We start from the raw sequence: 16,685 nt of genomic DNA, 5'->3' as shown, positions 1-16,685 counted from the left end.
TTAAGGGCGTTTAAATATATTCTAAAAACAGCATGCAAAAGTAAATCATAATTAAAGGATTAGCAAAACATTAACTATTAAATGCGATTATCATAATACTTTTGAGGTATTAAAGTCATAGAATGAAGGCACTAAAACATCTTAATAAATATTTTTACAAGTACAGATTCCGCATAATCATTGGCATCCTTATTACCATCGTTGCCAAGATCTTTGCCCTTTTCACACCGCGATTAGTCGGCGCATCAATTAATATTGTTTCTGACCGATTGGATGGAAAAATTTCCGATGAAATTTTTAGAAGTGAGTTAATGATTAACGTTTTCTACCTGGTTGGAGCGGCTATTATCGCAGGAATATTTACTTTTTTAATGCGTCAAACCATCATTAACGTATCGCGTTACATCGAATTTGACCTTAAAAATGAAATCTATCAGCATTACCAAATTCTGTCTTTAAAATTTTACAAATCGAACCGAACTGGTGATTTAATGAACCGTATCAGTGAAGACGTTGGAAAAGTAAGAATGTACGTTGGTCCGGCTATAATGTATACCATTAACACCATTACTTTATTTGCCGTTGCCATAATTTATATGATCGATAGGTCACCTACATTAACATTATATACACTACTTCCTCTACCCTTTTTATCGGCCGTTATATACAAATTAAGTCGTTTAATTAACAAGCGAAGTACTATTGTGCAACAATCACTTTCTACACTTTCTACGTATTCGCAAGAAACATTTAGTGGCATTTCGGTTATAAAATCTTACGGTATTGAACCTAGAACAAATCTAGAATTTGAAAACCTTTCAGCAGAAAACCGTCAAAAACAAATTAATCTTACGAAGGTACAAGCTTTGTTTTTTCCAATGATGATTTTACTAATTGGGATTAGTAACCTTATTGTTATTTATGTTGGCGGTATGCAATATATGAATGGCGAAATTGAACAAATAGGTACCATTGCTGAGTTTATTATTTATGTCAATTTATTAACATGGCCAGTTGCTACTGTAGGCTGGGTAACCTCTTTAATTCAGCAAGCTGAAGCTTCGCAAGAACGTATCAATGAGTTTTTAGATACTGAACCTGATATTAAAAACAATGCGAAAGAATTAACTCCTATTAAAGGGGATATCGAATTTAAAAATGTATCTTTTGTATACCCAGACACCAATATTGAAGCTTTAAAAGATGTAAGTTTCACCTTAAAATCAGGAGAAACTTTAGCTATTTTAGGGAATACAGGTTCAGGAAAATCAACCATTTTAGATTTAATTGGTCGCTTATATGATATCGATAAAGGTTCTATTTTAATTGATGATACGCGTATTTCTGATTTGAATCTTTTCAGCCTAAGAAACAGCATTGGTTATGTACCACAAGATGCATTCTTGTTTTCTGATACTATAAAAAACAACATCAAATTTGGAAAAGAAGATGCTACGGATGATGATGTTATTGAAGCTGCACAAAACGCTAAAGTTCATAAAAATATCATCGGTTTTACTAAAGGCTACGATACTATTTTAGGTGAACGTGGTATTACATTATCTGGTGGTCAGAAACAACGTGTTTCTATTGCTAGAGCCATCATTAAAAAGCCAGATATTTTGTTATTTGACGATTGTTTATCTGCTGTAGATACCGAAACAGAAGAAAAAATTCTTAAAAATCTTGTTAAACTGACCAAGGATAAAACTACGATTATAGTAAGCCATCGTGTGTCTTCTGCAAAAAATGCAGACCGTATTATTGTTTTAGATGAAGGAAAAGTGATAGAGTCTGGAAATCACGAAAGCCTTATGAATACAAATGGCTACTACAAGGAATTATATAACAAACAACTCTCTGAAAAAGAAATGTAATTATTTGTTGTTTAGGTAAGTTTTTTTTTAGATTTTTGGATTGAAATAAAAAATAGATTGAGTTATGAGTGATTATGAAATGATGGATAAGGAAGAAATATATTCTAAAGTATTACGTGCAGGAAGAAGAACCTATTTCTTTGATGTTAGAGCTACAAAAGCTGGTGATTATTATTTGACGGTTACTGAGAGTAAAAAATTCACGAATGACGATGGTTCTTTTCATTACAAAAAGCATAAAATCTACTTATATAAAGAAGATTTTACTGAGTTTAAAGAAATCTTATCTGAAATGACTGATTATATCATTAACGAAAAAGGTCAGGAAGTCATTAGCGAACGTCACCAAAAAGACTTTAAACGCGAAGATGATTTTGTAACTCAAGAAGCAAAAACACCTGAAGACACAAAAAACATAGACAGCTTTACAGATATCAGTTTCGACGATATTTAAAAATTAGCTTCTGTTAAATAACACTAAACCTTGACAATTATGTCAAGGTTTTTTTATTTTTAGACTCTAACCAACCTTCCGTACTATGCAACGTATCCTTTTACTTTTAATTCTAGCGACCACAACCCTCTTTTCGCAATCGCAAACAGAACTATCTTATTATTTACCTCAGAATGCGGAATTAAACCCAGAGATACCAACACCACAAAGCGTGATTGGTCATAATGTTGGAGAATGGCACATTACTCACGATAAACTCGCTGAGTACATGAAAGCCCTTGCAAATGCGTCCGATAGAATTACAATTGAGGATAGAGGCAAAACGTTTGAAGGCAGACCACTATTACTACTGACTATTACAGCTGTAGAAAACCATGAAAATTTAGATGCTATTCAGTCAGCACATATTGAAGCAACAGAATCAAATTCTGCTAACACAAAAAACCGCCCGATTGTGGTGTATCAAGGCTTTTCCATTCATGGTAATGAACCAAGTGGCTCAAATGCGGCATTATTAGTCGCTTATTATTTAGCTGCTGCAGAAGGTGCAGAAATTGAGGATTTATTAAAGAATACAGTTATATTATTAGATCCATCTTTAAACCCAGATGGTTTACAACGTTTTGCGTATTGGGCCAATACCAATAAAAATATTAATCTAAATCCAGATCCTAACGACAGAGAATACAGCGAAGTTTGGCCTGGTTCGCGTACCAATCATTATTGGTTTGACATGAACAGAGATTGGTTACCGGTACAGTTACCAGAATCTAGAGCACGCATAGAAACGTTTCATAATTGGATGCCTAATATCTTAACGGATCATCATGAAATGGGTACCAACACTAGTTTCTTTTTTCAACCAGGCATCCCATCACGTACACATCCGTTAACTCCACAATTAAACCAAGATCTCACAAAAGGTATTGCAACATATCATGCTAAAGCTTTAGATAAAATTGGCTCTTTGTATTATTCTGAAGAAAGTTTTGATGATTTCTACTACGGAAAAGGCTCAACCTTTCCAGATATTAATGGAGGTATTGGGATATTGTTTGAACAAGCAAGTTCTCGTGGTCATGTGCAAGAAAGTGAGAATGGTTTACTAACTTTTCCATTCACGATTAAAAATCAATATACAGCTGCTTTTTCAACGCTTGCCGCTGCAAGTGCTATGCGAAAAGATATTCTAGAATATCAGCATAATTTCTTTAAGAATGCCAGAGCAGAAGCCTCTAAAGAAGGTAAAAATGCGATAGTTTTTGGGGATGAGAAAGATGCAGCTAAAACGTATCATTTAGCCGAAATATTAAAACGTCATCGTATTACATTTCACGACTTAAAATCTGATTTTTCAAAGAACGGGAAGAATTACAAGAAAGGGTATAGTTATGTGGTTCCAAAAAATCAAAAAAACACACGATTGATAAATGCCATGTTCGAAAAACGAACAACTTTTGAAGACAGCTTGTTTTATGATATTTCTGCTTGGACATTCCCATTAGCGTTTAATTTAGATTATACAGAAACAACGACTGCAAATGCAGGAAATGAAGTCACCAATTTAGAACACCTAAATGGAGGTGTTGATTCTAAAAGTGAATACGCTTACTTATTTGAGTGGCACGAATACTATTCTCCTAAACTTTTAAATTCAATTTTAAAGAAAGGCTTAAGAGCTAAAGTGGCCTTAAAGCGTTTTAAGGCTAATGGCAAATCATACGATTATGGTACGATTATGATTCCTGCAAAAAACCAAGATTTAAGCACTACTGAAATCTATAACTTTTTAAATAAAACAGCACAAGACAGCCATATTAAAATTGATGTTGTTTCTACAGGTTTAAACGAAGGTATTGACTTAGGAAGCCGGAATTTCAGCAATTTAGAATTACCAAAAATCGCACTTTTAGTTGGTGACGGAATGACCTCTTACGATGCTGGTGAAATATGGCATTTATTTGATACACGTTATGATATTATAGCTACGAAACTAGACACTAAAAGTATGAGTAGAGCAGATTTAAGCCGTTACAATACAATAATCATGGTAAATTCTAATTCTGGTTTAGATGCGAACAACACAAAAAAATTGCAATCTTGGATTAAGGATGGTGGTACTTTAGTAGCCTATAAAAACACTTTAAAATGGTTGAATTCTAAAAAATTAATGGCATTTGATTTTAAGAAAAGTAAACTCATCGCAAAAAATATTAGCCACGAAGAACGCAGAGATTTTAGAGGAGCACAAGTTATTGGAGGTGCTATTTTTGAAACGGAATTAGATCGCTCCCATCCTATTAATTTCGGATACAAGAATGATAAATTAGCGGTGTTTAGAAATTCAACATTATTTATAAATGAAGATAAGAACAGTTATAACAATCCTATTCAATACAGTAAAAACCCATTGTTAAGCGGTTATATTTCAGAACAAAATCTCGATAGCATTAGTCAATCAGTTCCTTTTAAAATTGGAAAAATTGGTAGAGGAACTATCATTGGTTTTACAGACAATACTAATTTTAGAGCCTTTTGGTATGGGACTAATAAGTTATTGATGAATGCTATTTTCTTTAGAGAGGAGATGTAGTTGGTTGTTGATTGTTGATTGTTGGTTGTTGGTTGTTGGTTGTTGGTTGTTGGTTGTTGGTTGTTGGTTGTTGGTTGTTGAAAATAATATTTTTATGAGATCTAATATTATAATCTTGAAATGTTTTTATCATCCATTATATCAACTTTTTAAAAAGCATGCCCCCCAATGTTCATCTTAAATGTTGAAATTTCAAAACTCAAAAACTCAAAAACTTAGAAACTTAGAAACTTAGAAACTTCAAAACTCAGAAACTCATAAACTTTGAACCTCTGAAACTATAAAACTTTAAAACTAAAAAAAACTAAGACACTGACATCCCGTTCTTAACTTTAATCTCAGGATGTAACAAAAACACATCATCTGCTTTTACGGCTCCAACCACTAAGCATTCGCTCATAAAATTAGCAATCTGCTTTTTAGGAAAATTAACGACAGCTACTATTTGTCGATTAATTAAATCTTCTTTTTGGTATTGTGTTGTAATTTGAGCAGAAGATTTTTTGATACCCAATGCTCCAAAATCTATTACCAATTGATACGCAGGACGACGCGCATTTGGAAAATCATTTACTTCTATAATTGTTCCTATTCGTAAATCTACCTTTGTAAAGTCTTCAAATGTTATTATCTTTTCCATTTAGTAAAATTAACGAATAAAACAGATATAATATAATGGCCCGAACAGAATCTAATATGTTGCCTTTAGGCACAAAAGCACCAGATTTCAATTTAATAGACACCGTAGATAACACCAAAAAATCACTCAACGAACTCAAAGGAACTACGGCAACTTTGGTTATGTTTATTTGTAACCACTGCCCTTTTGTAATTCATGTGAGTTCAGAATTATCCCGACTAGCAAAAGATTACATATCTAAAGGGATTAATTGTATTGCAATTTCTAGTAATGATGCAAAGAATTACCCACAAGATCGTCCAGAATTAATGACTAAGAATGCCATAGACAACGACTATATCTTCCCGTATTTGTACGACCAAACTCAAGAAGTTGCCAAAGCATATAACGCTGCCTGCACTCCAGATTTTTTCTTATTTGACACCGATTTAAAATTAGTTTACACAGGTCAATTAGATGATTCTAGACCAGGAAATGGCAAACCCGTAACAGGAAAAGATATAAGAGCAGCCATGAATGCGCTAATTAATAAAGAAGCTGTAAACTCAAACCAAAAACCAAGTATGGGATGTAATATTAAATGGCTATAACCAGGACATCAATAAACTAGATTTACTATAAGTAACAGCATCAAAAAGTCCTGATATTCAGAAAACAGAATAGGACATAACATAAACTTATACAACTAGTTAGCTGTAATTTGAACCAACTTTATGGTAGAAAAAAAAGACATCGAAAAATTAATAATTCAGAACAAAAAAAGCACTCTGAAAAATCATTGGAATGATGTGTTTATTTTTAACACCACAAAATACAGCGGAGAAATAAAACCGAATGAACTTCTGATTTGGAGATCAGTACATTTTTTACGAGGAGCATATCCAATTTTTCATCTGACTTTTGATCAAAATGGAGAATTGAACGGAATTAAAACGAAGAACAATCCTTTTTACAAACTTCTGAATAATATATCAATCGGTTTTTTCCTTTTACTTCCTTTGGTTTTGTTATTTACGTCTGAATTTAAGACCGCCTTTATTGGAATAATCGGAATTTCTGTAATTGGAACTTTATTGCATTTAGTAATGTCAAAAGCCAAAAAGTACGAAACAAAAATTTTGACAGACGAACTAAAAGAAGCTATAGAAAATATAGAACGGATTAATAACCCTGAACTTATAAACAAACCGAAAACGGAATTAAAAAAAGAAAATATTAAAGAATGGACTTTTATGAAGATTTTGACAAGACTTCTTCTCTATCCTTTTTGCTTATTCATTCTAATTTTTTCGATAACAGCATTTTTGCCTGGAGCAATATTTAAGTCTAAAACACTCGGTGTATTTGGAATTATTGTCTCATTAGCATATCCATTTACTGACCTCATAATAATATTTAGAAAAAATAAAAATCACAGCTAACATGCTGTATAATTAATTGCTTTTTAGAGCTTACTTGCGAAAATTCCTTTGGAATTCTCAAGGAATCGTAAATGTTTGCTAACTTAGTTATTAGACCACGTAACTAGCTATTAAACAGGTGTATTAGACATAACCCCCCTTATCTGAACTAAAATAATTGCTTTGCCTGAAAAGGGAAAGACTGAATAAACTTACTATTATTAATAGTATTCAAAGTTAATCGGCGTTAATACCATTTATCACTTACCATTTTTATATCTTCTTTAGCTTCCGCAATCATTTGTTCAGATTTGTCTGCATACTGTATCATCCCAAACTTATTAATGGCTTCAGCGGGAATCCCAAGAAAATCAAAAGCCGTTATTAAGAAAGGAGTTGCAAAATTAACATCTTTATAAGGTTCCATTCCAAAATCACTTCCACTTGTCATTAATATCAAAGCTTTTGTATCTTCACATAACCCTTTAATACCATTTTCAGTATATCCAAAAGTTTTTCCGGCCTGTATAACAGCATCAAACCAAGCTTTTACTGTTGCAGGTATCGAAAAATTATACATCGGACTAGCCAAGACAACAAAATCTGTATCTAATAATTGTTGCATCATTTTATCGTTTTTAGCCAAAACGCTCTGTTGTTCATCAGTAAGTTCTGCGCCACCAAAATTTCTATTTACATAAAGATTCAAATTTTCTTTTAATAACAAATCTGGAGCTTCCTCCGTTAAATCAACTAATGTAATTTCTGTTTTTTCTTGATTATTTTCGATAAAGAAATCAAGCATTTTTTTTGTATTTGAATTATCTCTTGGAGTGTAACTTAAAATTAACGTTTTTTTCATTTTATTTTTTTTGATAATTATGAACAAATTTATACTAAATTAGCTATACATAATATAGCGCTACACTAAAGTATACCAGTATCCTTTAGTATAGTATAGTGTTAAAGTAAATCTGAAAATGAACAAAAAAAAGAGCGAAACGCCTATTTATACACCTACAGAATGTAAAAAATTTATTCTTCCTGTTCGAGATGTTATAGACATAATTGGAGGGAAGTGGAGATTACCTATTATTATAGCGCTTTCTTTTAAAATTCATAGATTTAAAGAATTAGAACGACAAATTGAAGGAATAACCCCAAGAATGTTATCCAAGGAATTAAAGGAACTAGAAATAAATGGATTAATAAACAGAGAGGTATTTAACACTATGCCTGTTTCTGTTGAGTATAGCCTTACGGATTATGGCAAATCATTAGATAAAGTAATTGAGACAATGAGAGATTGGGGATTAACTCATAGAAACAAAATTAGGAACGAATAACAACTATGCCCAAAAAAGCATTAAGTAATGAGGTAAAACCACAAACAAAATACGGATTAAAAATAATATAAATTAAGGCTAAGCGTATCACAGAAATTGTAGTTTCTAGAAATGTGGATGAATTAAAAAAACGATAAGAACTGATTTTTTATCAATGGGCTTTGCCTGTACTTTAAAGACGACCTAAGAAAAAAGATTCTCTCTTGAAAAAATTACTTGGGAGACACTAATTAAGGACGAAAAAAGAGAAATACCGAAATAAAAAAATAGCTTTTGAAAAAAAATTGCAATTCATTTATACTCTGAAAGTTTGCATTTTTATGGACTTAATAAAACAAGGCAAAATCCTCCACCGCCGAAACGTTAAAACAAAGCACACTAAATGAGAAAAATTTCAACATTAATTTTACTGTTTACCATGACAATCTCATTGGCTCAAAACGACAGTATTTTCAACAGATTACAAGCCATTAGTAACAATGGTTTAACGTTTTACAATAGTGATGGATTTACTATAACCAGTGAAACCTTAAATTACCCTTTTACTGAAAAAGGATTGAAAAAAGTGTATCGCAAATATGCCGTCAAAAAAGACGAGAATAAAACCAAAGATGATCAATTAGCATTTAATAATTATTTCGTCACTAATGACAAAGAAATCACTGAGGAATTAGTTCAAAACAACACTTTTTATTTCATAGAAAACAAAGACAAACGAATTACAATTATTCAATTTAGCGCTATTAATAAAAGAGATAAAGCATTTGAGCATACAATTATAAAATCGATAATTGAAAAAACAATACCAAATGAAAATTATGCGTCAATGAAAATTGATAGTATCAATTTCGCTGGAAGGAAAATAAAACTGGGATCTAATTGTAGTTGGACGAACGTAAATACCGTGCAATGTCCTTATTATGGTGAAATGAATTGGTCTGTTCATAAAGATTTAGAGGACGCACAAAACACTGTTGCGCAACAATTAGCAATAACAAAATCAAGAAAAAGTGGAAAAGTAATTTCAGAAGAGATAGTTGATATTCAATTTGAAGGAACAGATACTAAAGCAAAAAAAGTAATATATGACTTTACAGGAATTACATCTGTTTTGGCACGTATGTCTGGCGGAAAAACATTAACAATTTACTATGTTGCAACTGAAGTTAGAGGAAATTATGTGAGTTGTGTTCTGAGCTTTTGGAATAATGACACCATAACAGAAAACGGACTCGCACCATTGTTGGAAGAGGTAATGAAATTGAAAAAATAACACGTCTTCATACAACCCGTATAATTTACTAATTTACCCAAACCATCATCGTATTTTGTTCAATAAAACTATAAAACAAAAAACAGGTTATAGCGTGGTTATAGCATGGTTATAATGTATTTACAGCAAGCTTATAGCACCTTAGATATAGCTAAAACTAAGGTCACATAACCCAAAGCCATTAGTAAAAGACAGTATTGAGCCTCATTTTACTATAATGAACAAAAAAACTGAGTTTAATAAAAGCTCTAACAAGCCTATTTTAAACTCAGTTTTTAATTGTGGTAAAATGGCTGTTATTCTAAAAGCGCCACAATCTCATTATAGTGTTTGTCTTTAGCATAGTCTAAAGCCGTCTTGCCATCAGAATCTTTAATGCTAGTATCTGCGTTATGTTCTAAAAGCAGTTTTACAATATCAATTTTATTGTATTGCGTAGCAAATGTCAAAGCTGTGATGCCATTAGTATTAACCGCATTAATATCGGCTCCATGTTCTAATAAAGTGGTTGCTAAAGCAATATTGCCTTTAAAACTAACACCAATTAAAGCAGTGTTCCCTGAAGCGTCTTTAGCATTAAGATCTGCCTTGTTATTGATCAGTATTTCTGTGGCCACATCATTATCAAAATAGGTTGCTAAAATGAGCGGAGTAAATCCACGAGCGTCCTTTTCTCCAATTAATTTCGGGTTTATGTTTATTAAAGCTTCTAATCGGTCTTTATCTCCAGACCGAATCGCCTCAAAAAACACATCTATATCTTTCTTCATGTTATGTTGTTTAAATAAAAAGGAATGAGTTTTTAAGCCCACTCCTTTTGTACTCTACTTATTAATTCACTTAATTATTTTAAATCAAAGCGATCTAAATGCATCACTTTAGTCCAAGCGGCAGCGAAATCTTTTACAAAGCGCTCTTGGCCATCGTTTGCTCCGTACACTTCAGCAATAGCTCTTAATTCTGTATTAGATCCAAAAATTAAATCTGCACGTGTGCCTTTAAATTTTACGTCTCCTGTTTTGCGGTTGCGACCTTCAAAAAAGCGATCGTCTTCTGACGTTGCTTTCCATGTGTAGGTAAAATCAAGAATAGTCTTAAAGAAATCGTTAGTTAAATGACCAACCGTACCCGTAAACACTCCATTATTAGAACCATCATAATTAGCACCTAACACACGTAATCCACCAACTAAAACGGTCATTTCTGGCACTGATAGCGTCAATAAGTTCGCACGATCGATTAATAAATCTTCGGCGGCTATTTTTAAATCAGATTTTATATAATTTCTAAAACCATCCGCTAAAGGTTCTAAATAATCAAAAGCTTCAATATCTGTTTGTTCTTGTGTAGCATCTCCTCTACCATCTGCAAAACTTAGAGAAACAGTAACACCTGCATTCTTCGCGGCTTGCTCTACTCCTACATTTCCGGCTAAAACAATTAAATCAGCTATAGACACCTCTCCTTTAAAATCAGTTTTAATACCTTCTAATACTGATAATACCTTATTCAATTCTGCAGGATTATTAACCTCCCAACTGCGTTGTGGTTCTAGACGTAAACGTGAACCGTTAGCTCCACCTCTTTTATCAGAACCTCTATAAGTTGATGCAGACGCCCAAGCTGTCGTTACCATTTGAGAAATCGTTAACCCTGAATCCGCTATCAAACCTTTTAAGGTAGACACATCAGCATCGCTTAACGAATAATCTACCGTTGGCACAGGATCTTGCCATAGTAATTCTTCTTTAGGAATTTCAGGACCTAAATAACGAGAAATTGGTCCCATATCTCTATGCGTTAATTTATACCAAGCACGTGCAAAGGCATCTTCAAAAGCTTTATGATCGGCATGAAAACGTTTAGAAATTTCTAGATAAATAGGATCTACTTTAAGTGCAATATCTGCCGTAGTCATCATTAATCCTTGTGTAGCATTAGCATCACCTGCTTTTGGTGCTCTTTTAGCATTAGAAGCCGCTGTTGGCTTCCATTGGTGTGCACCGGCCGGACTTTTAGTTAATTCCCAATCATAATTTAATAAAACATCAAAATACTCATTATCCCAACGTGTCGGGTTTGGTGTCCATGCGCCTTCTATGCCACTTGTAATGGTATCATCTAAAACACCTGTCCCAAATGAATTCTTCCATCCTGTACTCATTTCTTCAATAGGGGCACCATGTGGTTCTTTTCCAACATAATCATTAGGATCTGCCGCACCATGTGCTTTACCAAACGTATGTCCACCAGCGACAAGTGCTACGGTTTCTTCATCATTCATGGCCATTCTTGCAAATGTTTGTCTCACATCTTTTGCAGAACCCATCGGATCCGGGTTTCCATCTGGTCCTTCTGGATTCACATAAATCCATCCCATCATTACCGCTGCTAATGGATCTTCTAAATCACCATCTTCATAACGTGCTTCATTCTCACCCCAAACGGTTTCACTTCCCCAATACGTATCTTGTTCTGGTTCCCATACATCTTCTCGTCCACCGGCATAACCAAATGTTGGAAAACCCATAGATTCTAAGGCACAGTTTCCGGCAAGAATCATTAAATCTGCCCAAGAAATCTTGTTGCCATATTTTTGTTTAATAGGCCATAATAACAATCTGGCTTTATCTAAGTTGCCATTATCTGGCCAACTATTAATAGGTGCAAAACGTTGGTTTCCGGCTCCTGCTCCACCTCTTCCATCTCCGACTCTGTACGTTCCTGCACTATGCCAAGCCATTCTAATCATTAAGCCACCATAATGTCCATAATCTGCAGGCCACCAATCTTGCGAATCGGTCATTAAATCAGTAACATCTTTTTTAAGCGCATCAAAATCTAAGCTATTAAACGCTTCAGCATAATTAAAATCGTCTCCCATCGGATTAGACTTCGTTGCATTTTGACGTAAAATATTAAGTTTTAATTCGTTTGGCCACCAATCTCTATTTTCAACACCACCTCCAGCAGTGTGTTTTGTTGTGCCACTTAAGTAGGGACATTTAGCTGCGCTTTCATTAATATCGAAATTTTTGCCTTGGGGAGCGTCGTTTGAGTGTGGATTCTTTTCCATGTATTACAAGTTTTATTTGTTTTAATTTTTTATAAAATTATGTCTTAATATACTTTTAGGCATAAGATACACATTTTTTTAATTTATTTTTTGATAGCCAAAAACTATACAAAAACAAAACGCCATAGCTAATGCGAATAAAATTATGATTTATTTAATAATTAGTTTCAAAAAATTTCGTAACTTTTAATCAGCAATTAAAACATATCATTATGAGCACTACAGAATATACAAAAGTTTACTACGGAAATTTCATTTTAGTTACACGAGTTAAAGATGAATTAGAACACGTTGGCATTGTCCCGATTGTTAAAGATGAAGGAGAATCGCAACGTTTAGCAGGTTACGCGTCAATGAACCAAGGCTACCAAGACCTTTATGTTCATAACGATGAATTAGATAAAGCTATGGTTATTGTAAATAGAGTGAAAGCTGAAATGGAAGCTGCTTCTTAATAAAGAAAGCAACTAGATTAGTTTTATAAACCTTTACTATTAATAATAAGTACTTCAGATTAAAACAAAAAAAATGCTGATATTTTTTAAATATCAGCATTTATATTTCAAGGTAATAAGATGGTTTTAAACAGTTGCTCCATACATCTTTTCACGTTGTTCTTTTATCTTTTTATCACTCATGTACTCATCAAACGTCATGTAACGATCAATAACTCCATTTGGTGTTAATTCTATAATTCTATTACCAACGGTTTGCGCAAACTCATGATCATGTGTTGTTAACATGATGGTGCCTTTAAAGTTCGTTAGCGAATTGTTAAACGCTGTTATACTTTCTAAATCTAAGTGGTTGGTTGGTTCATCTAACATTAATACGTTAGCTCTCATCATCATCATACGACTTAGCATACAACGCACTTTTTCACCACCAGATAAAACATCTGATGTTTTTAAAGCTTCCTCTCCACTAAAAATCATCTTTCCAAGGAAGCCTCTAATATTTACTTCCTCTCGCTCCTCTTCTGTTTGTGCCCATTGACGTAACCAATCAACAAGTGATAATTTATTTTTAAAAAAGTCGCTGTTGTCTAATGGCAAATAGGATTGATTTGTGGTTACTCCCCAATCAAATTTTCCAGAGTCTGCCTGTTCTTTCCCATTTAATATTTGATAAAAAGCTGTGGTGGCTCTGGAATCTTTAGAGTATACTACCACTTTATCTCCTTTATTCAGGTTGATATCAATATTGCTAAATAAAACCTCATTTTCTAAACTAGCTGATAAGCCTTGTACATTTAAAATCTGATCTCCAGCTTCGCGATCGCGCTCAAAAATAATTGCAGGATAACGACGACTAGAACGTTTAATGTCTGAAATATTTAATTTTTCAATCATCTTCTTTCTACTCGTAGCTTGCTTAGATTTAGCTACGTTAGCAGAGAAACGACGAATAAAATCTTCTAATTCTTTTTTCTTTTCTTCTGCCTTTTTATTCTGTTGTGCATGTTGTCTTGCCGCTAATTGAGACGACTCATACCAAAAGGTATAGTTACCTGAGAAATGGTTGATTTTCCCAAAATCAATATCAGAAATATGTGTACAAACTGAATCTAAAAAGTGTCTATCGTGAGAGACTACAATAACGCAGCTTTCATAATTTGCTAAGAAATTTTCTAACCAAGAGATCGTTTCGTAATCTAAATCATTGGTAGGCTCATCCATGATTAACAAATCTGGATTTCCGAATAAAGCTTGTGCTAATAAGACACGTACTTTTTGCTTACCGTCTAAATCCTTCATTAAGGTATAGTGGTAATCTTCCTTTATACCCAAGTTTGATAACATGGCTGCAGCATCACTATCGGCATTCCATCCATTCATTTCTTCAAACTGTACCTGAAGCTCTCCTATTTTCTCAGCATTTTCATCTGTGTAATCTGCATAAAGCGCATCTAGCTGAGATTTTAATTTATATAAAGGCTTATTTCCTTTTAATATGGTTTCTAGAACAGTGTCTTCATCATGTAAATTGTGATTCTGCTCTAAAACAGACATACGTTTACCTGGCTCTAAATGAACGCTTCCTGATGTTGGATCCATTTTGCCTGCTATAATCTTTAAAAATGTAGATTTTCCGGCACCATTGGCACCAATAATACCATAGCAATTACCATTATTAAATGTGGTGCTTACTTCGTCAAAAAGTATGCGTTTTCCAAATTGAACTGAAAGATTAGAAACTGATAACATGTCTTTAAATTTTAATCTATTAACCTTACTATAAATGAAGGCGAATTTTTGAGATTGCAAAAGTAGAAAATTAAACCCAAAATCTGCTATTTTACAGCATTATGAATCTTAAAAAAGTGGTAAAATTTAAATTGAAAGATGTTTCTTAAACTAAATACAACACTTAGGTATAAAATGGTTACACAACTAAGACTCTAAAACTCGCCAATACTATTAAGTAGCTGTTGTAAAACAACTAATATTTCTGCATTTGGTTGAAATTATAAGACTTACTAATAAGATTTAACGAGGTATTAACAGCAGTTGCGTAATGCATCTTATATTTTTGTTTTCTAACTTTTATAAATTTTCCATGCTAACTCTTCGTATAGTTCTTACTGTTGCCTTGTTATCAACTGTTTTTGGATGTCAATTCAAAGGAGGAAACACTAGTGACTCTGCGTATTTAGGTGGCGAAATTATCAATCCTAAAAACAATAGTGTTATACTCTATAATACTAACGGGCAGGTTTTAGATTCTATTACTTTAGATGCTAATAATCGATTTATTTTTAAAATAGATAATCTTCATCCAGGTTTATACTCTTTAACACATGGTGGTGAATACCAAATGTTATTGTTAGAGCCTAATGATAGTATTATGTTTAGACTAAATACTTATGATTTTGACGAGTCTTTAGTATTTACAGGAAACGGTGCCAAAAAGAACAACTACCTTCTTAAGACCTATTTATCTAATGAGAAAGAAGCAAAACAGTTAGTGAAATATTCTAAGATGGAACCTGAAATTTTTAATGAATTTGTTGAAAACAGACGACAAACGCAATTAAATGAGTTTCACCAATTTTTAACTCATAATGAAGAATCAGAATTTTTCAAATCTATTATAGAAGCCAACATTAACTACAATGCTTATGCTGATAAAGAAATTTATCCTTTCGCCTATTTTGGCAACAATAAGTTAATCCATATAAAGGATCTACCTGAAGGTTTTTTCGGACACAGAAAAGATATCGATTATAATGCCACACATTTAAGTCGGTTTTTTGCTTATAACCGATTCTTATTTTCTCATATAGACAATCTAGCCATTCATAATTATTATAAGAATAATGCTTACCACAGCAAGTTTAATAGACATGCGATGGGCTACAATAAATCTAAACTAGACTTAATCGACAGTATTATTTCAGATCCAATTATTAAAAATAATTTATTAAAATATAAAGCACGAGAATATATCAGCTATAATCACACCGAAGATGAAGCCAATGAAGTGCTCAATTATTACTTAGAAAAAAGCACTAACGAGGAGGATAAATTATACATGAATGATTTAGTATCTTCATTAAAATTATTACGTCAAGGTAATCCGTTGCCTAACATCTCTATTGTAAATTATAATGACACAGAACATTTTATAAATTCGATTATTACAAAACCTACGATTATATATTTCTGGTCTTCTAATTCTAAATCGCAATATAAAAATAGTCACTACATGGTAGATAAGTTGAAAATAAATTTTCCTCAGATGGATTTTATTTCAATTAATGTAAATGACAATAATGATAAGTTTTGGAAGAATATTATTGAGAACTATAACTTCCCTACTATAAATGAATTTAAGTTTAAAAACTCAAAAGAAGCACGTAAAACTCTAGCGGTTAACTATTTGAATAAGTCTATTATTGTTGATGAAAATGGCATCATTTTACATCCTAATGCTAACATCTTCAATTCTAAGTTTAACGAAACCCTTGAGGAGTTATTACAACAAAAGCACCTTATTGTAAAACAAGATGCTCTTTAAAACTGT

At 32.8% G+C, this 16,685-nt stretch carries 15 protein-coding genes; 9 read left to right on the top strand and 6 right to left on the bottom strand.

Annotated elements, in window-relative coordinates; translation table 11 throughout:
• The first annotated feature begins 122 nt into the window (after positions 1-122).
• The 3 genes from HM984_RS13685 to HM984_RS13675 all read left to right on the top strand — a co-directional run bounded on the left by HM984_RS13685 (position 123) and on the right by HM984_RS13675 (position 4,924).
• Positions 123-1,877 (top strand): ABC transporter ATP-binding protein, encoded by a 1,755-nt coding sequence (locus tag HM984_RS13685; RefSeq protein WP_115811868.1) that lies wholly within the window; start codon positions 123-125, stop codon positions 1,875-1,877.
• A gap of 64 nt (positions 1,878-1,941) precedes the next feature.
• A complete protein-coding gene (locus tag HM984_RS13680) occupies positions 1,942-2,331 on the top strand; it encodes a PUR family DNA/RNA-binding protein (protein ID WP_115811870.1) in 390 nt (129 codons plus the stop codon).
• An 85-nt stretch (positions 2,332-2,416) separates the two neighbouring features.
• Positions 2,417-4,924, top strand: a complete 2,508-nt coding sequence (locus tag HM984_RS13675; RefSeq protein WP_179349545.1) for a M14 metallopeptidase family protein — start codon at positions 2,417-2,419, stop codon at positions 4,922-4,924.
• Here the strand turns inward: HM984_RS13675 and HM984_RS13670 are convergent.
• A complete protein-coding gene (locus HM984_RS13670) occupies positions 4,908-5,057 on the bottom strand; it encodes a hypothetical protein (RefSeq protein ID WP_179349544.1) in 150 nt (49 codons plus the stop codon). The genes HM984_RS13675 and HM984_RS13670 overlap by 17 nt on opposite strands.
• A gap of 171 nt (positions 5,058-5,228) precedes the next feature.
• Positions 5,229-5,564, bottom strand: coding sequence for a tRNA-binding protein (locus HM984_RS13665; protein ID WP_115811874.1), 336 nt, complete (start codon positions 5,562-5,564; stop codon positions 5,229-5,231).
• A gap of 35 nt (positions 5,565-5,599) precedes the next feature.
• On the opposite strand from HM984_RS13665, the gene HM984_RS13660 reads away from it, so the two are divergent.
• A complete protein-coding gene (locus tag HM984_RS13660) occupies positions 5,600-6,154 on the top strand; it encodes a thioredoxin family protein (protein ID WP_179349543.1) in 555 nt (184 codons plus the stop codon).
• Positions 6,155-6,277: 123 nt separating this feature from the next.
• Complete coding sequence (locus tag HM984_RS13655) at positions 6,278-6,985, top strand: hypothetical protein (RefSeq protein ID WP_179349542.1); 708 nt, start codon at positions 6,278-6,280, stop codon at positions 6,983-6,985.
• 226 nt (positions 6,986-7,211) lie between these two features.
• Here HM984_RS13655 and HM984_RS13650 read toward each other — a convergent pair whose 3' ends face one another.
• Entirely contained in the window at positions 7,212-7,826 is a 615-nt protein-coding gene (locus HM984_RS13650; RefSeq protein ID WP_179349541.1) for an FMN-dependent NADH-azoreductase, read from the bottom strand.
• A 118-nt stretch (positions 7,827-7,944) separates the two neighbouring features.
• Between HM984_RS13650 and HM984_RS13645 the strand changes: the two genes are divergently transcribed.
• Positions 7,945-8,310 (top strand): winged helix-turn-helix transcriptional regulator, encoded by a 366-nt coding sequence (locus tag HM984_RS13645; RefSeq protein WP_115811882.1) that lies wholly within the window; start codon positions 7,945-7,947, stop codon positions 8,308-8,310.
• Between the two features lie 382 nt (positions 8,311-8,692).
• The gene (locus tag HM984_RS13640; RefSeq protein WP_179349540.1) at positions 8,693-9,583 is read left to right on the top strand and encodes a hypothetical protein; all 891 of its coding nucleotides are present in this window, start codon (positions 8,693-8,695) and stop codon (positions 9,581-9,583) included.
• Positions 9,584-9,879: 296 nt separating this feature from the next.
• Here the strand turns inward: HM984_RS13640 and HM984_RS13635 are convergent, their stop codons facing one another.
• The gene (locus tag HM984_RS13635) at positions 9,880-10,353 is read right to left on the bottom strand and encodes an ankyrin repeat domain-containing protein (protein ID WP_179349539.1); all 474 of its coding nucleotides are present in this window, start codon (positions 10,351-10,353) and stop codon (positions 9,880-9,882) included.
• 74 nt (positions 10,354-10,427) lie between these two features.
• Complete coding sequence (gene katG, locus HM984_RS13630; RefSeq protein WP_179349538.1) at positions 10,428-12,659, bottom strand: catalase/peroxidase HPI; 2,232 nt, start codon at positions 12,657-12,659, stop codon at positions 10,428-10,430.
• Positions 12,660-12,871: 212 nt separating this feature from the next.
• Between katG and HM984_RS13625 the strand changes: the two genes are divergently transcribed.
• Positions 12,872-13,114 (top strand): putative signal transducing protein, encoded by a 243-nt coding sequence (locus tag HM984_RS13625; protein ID WP_115811890.1) that lies wholly within the window; start codon positions 12,872-12,874, stop codon positions 13,112-13,114.
• A 126-nt stretch (positions 13,115-13,240) separates the two neighbouring features.
• Here HM984_RS13625 and HM984_RS13620 read toward each other — a convergent pair whose 3' ends face one another.
• A complete protein-coding gene (locus HM984_RS13620) occupies positions 13,241-14,866 on the bottom strand; it encodes an ABC-F family ATP-binding cassette domain-containing protein (RefSeq protein WP_115811892.1) in 1,626 nt (541 codons plus the stop codon).
• Between the two features lie 352 nt (positions 14,867-15,218).
• On the opposite strand from HM984_RS13620, the gene HM984_RS13615 reads away from it, so the two are divergent.
• Positions 15,219-16,679 (top strand): TlpA family protein disulfide reductase, encoded by a 1,461-nt coding sequence (locus tag HM984_RS13615; RefSeq protein WP_179349537.1) that lies wholly within the window; start codon positions 15,219-15,221, stop codon positions 16,677-16,679.
• The last annotated feature ends 6 nt before the right edge of the window (positions 16,680-16,685 follow it).

This window comes from Winogradskyella pacifica (assembly GCF_013403915.1).
GTDB classification, from domain to species: Bacteria; Bacteroidota; Bacteroidia; order Flavobacteriales; family Flavobacteriaceae; genus Winogradskyella; species Winogradskyella pacifica.
This window is presented reverse-complemented; position numbering and strand designations above follow the sequence as displayed.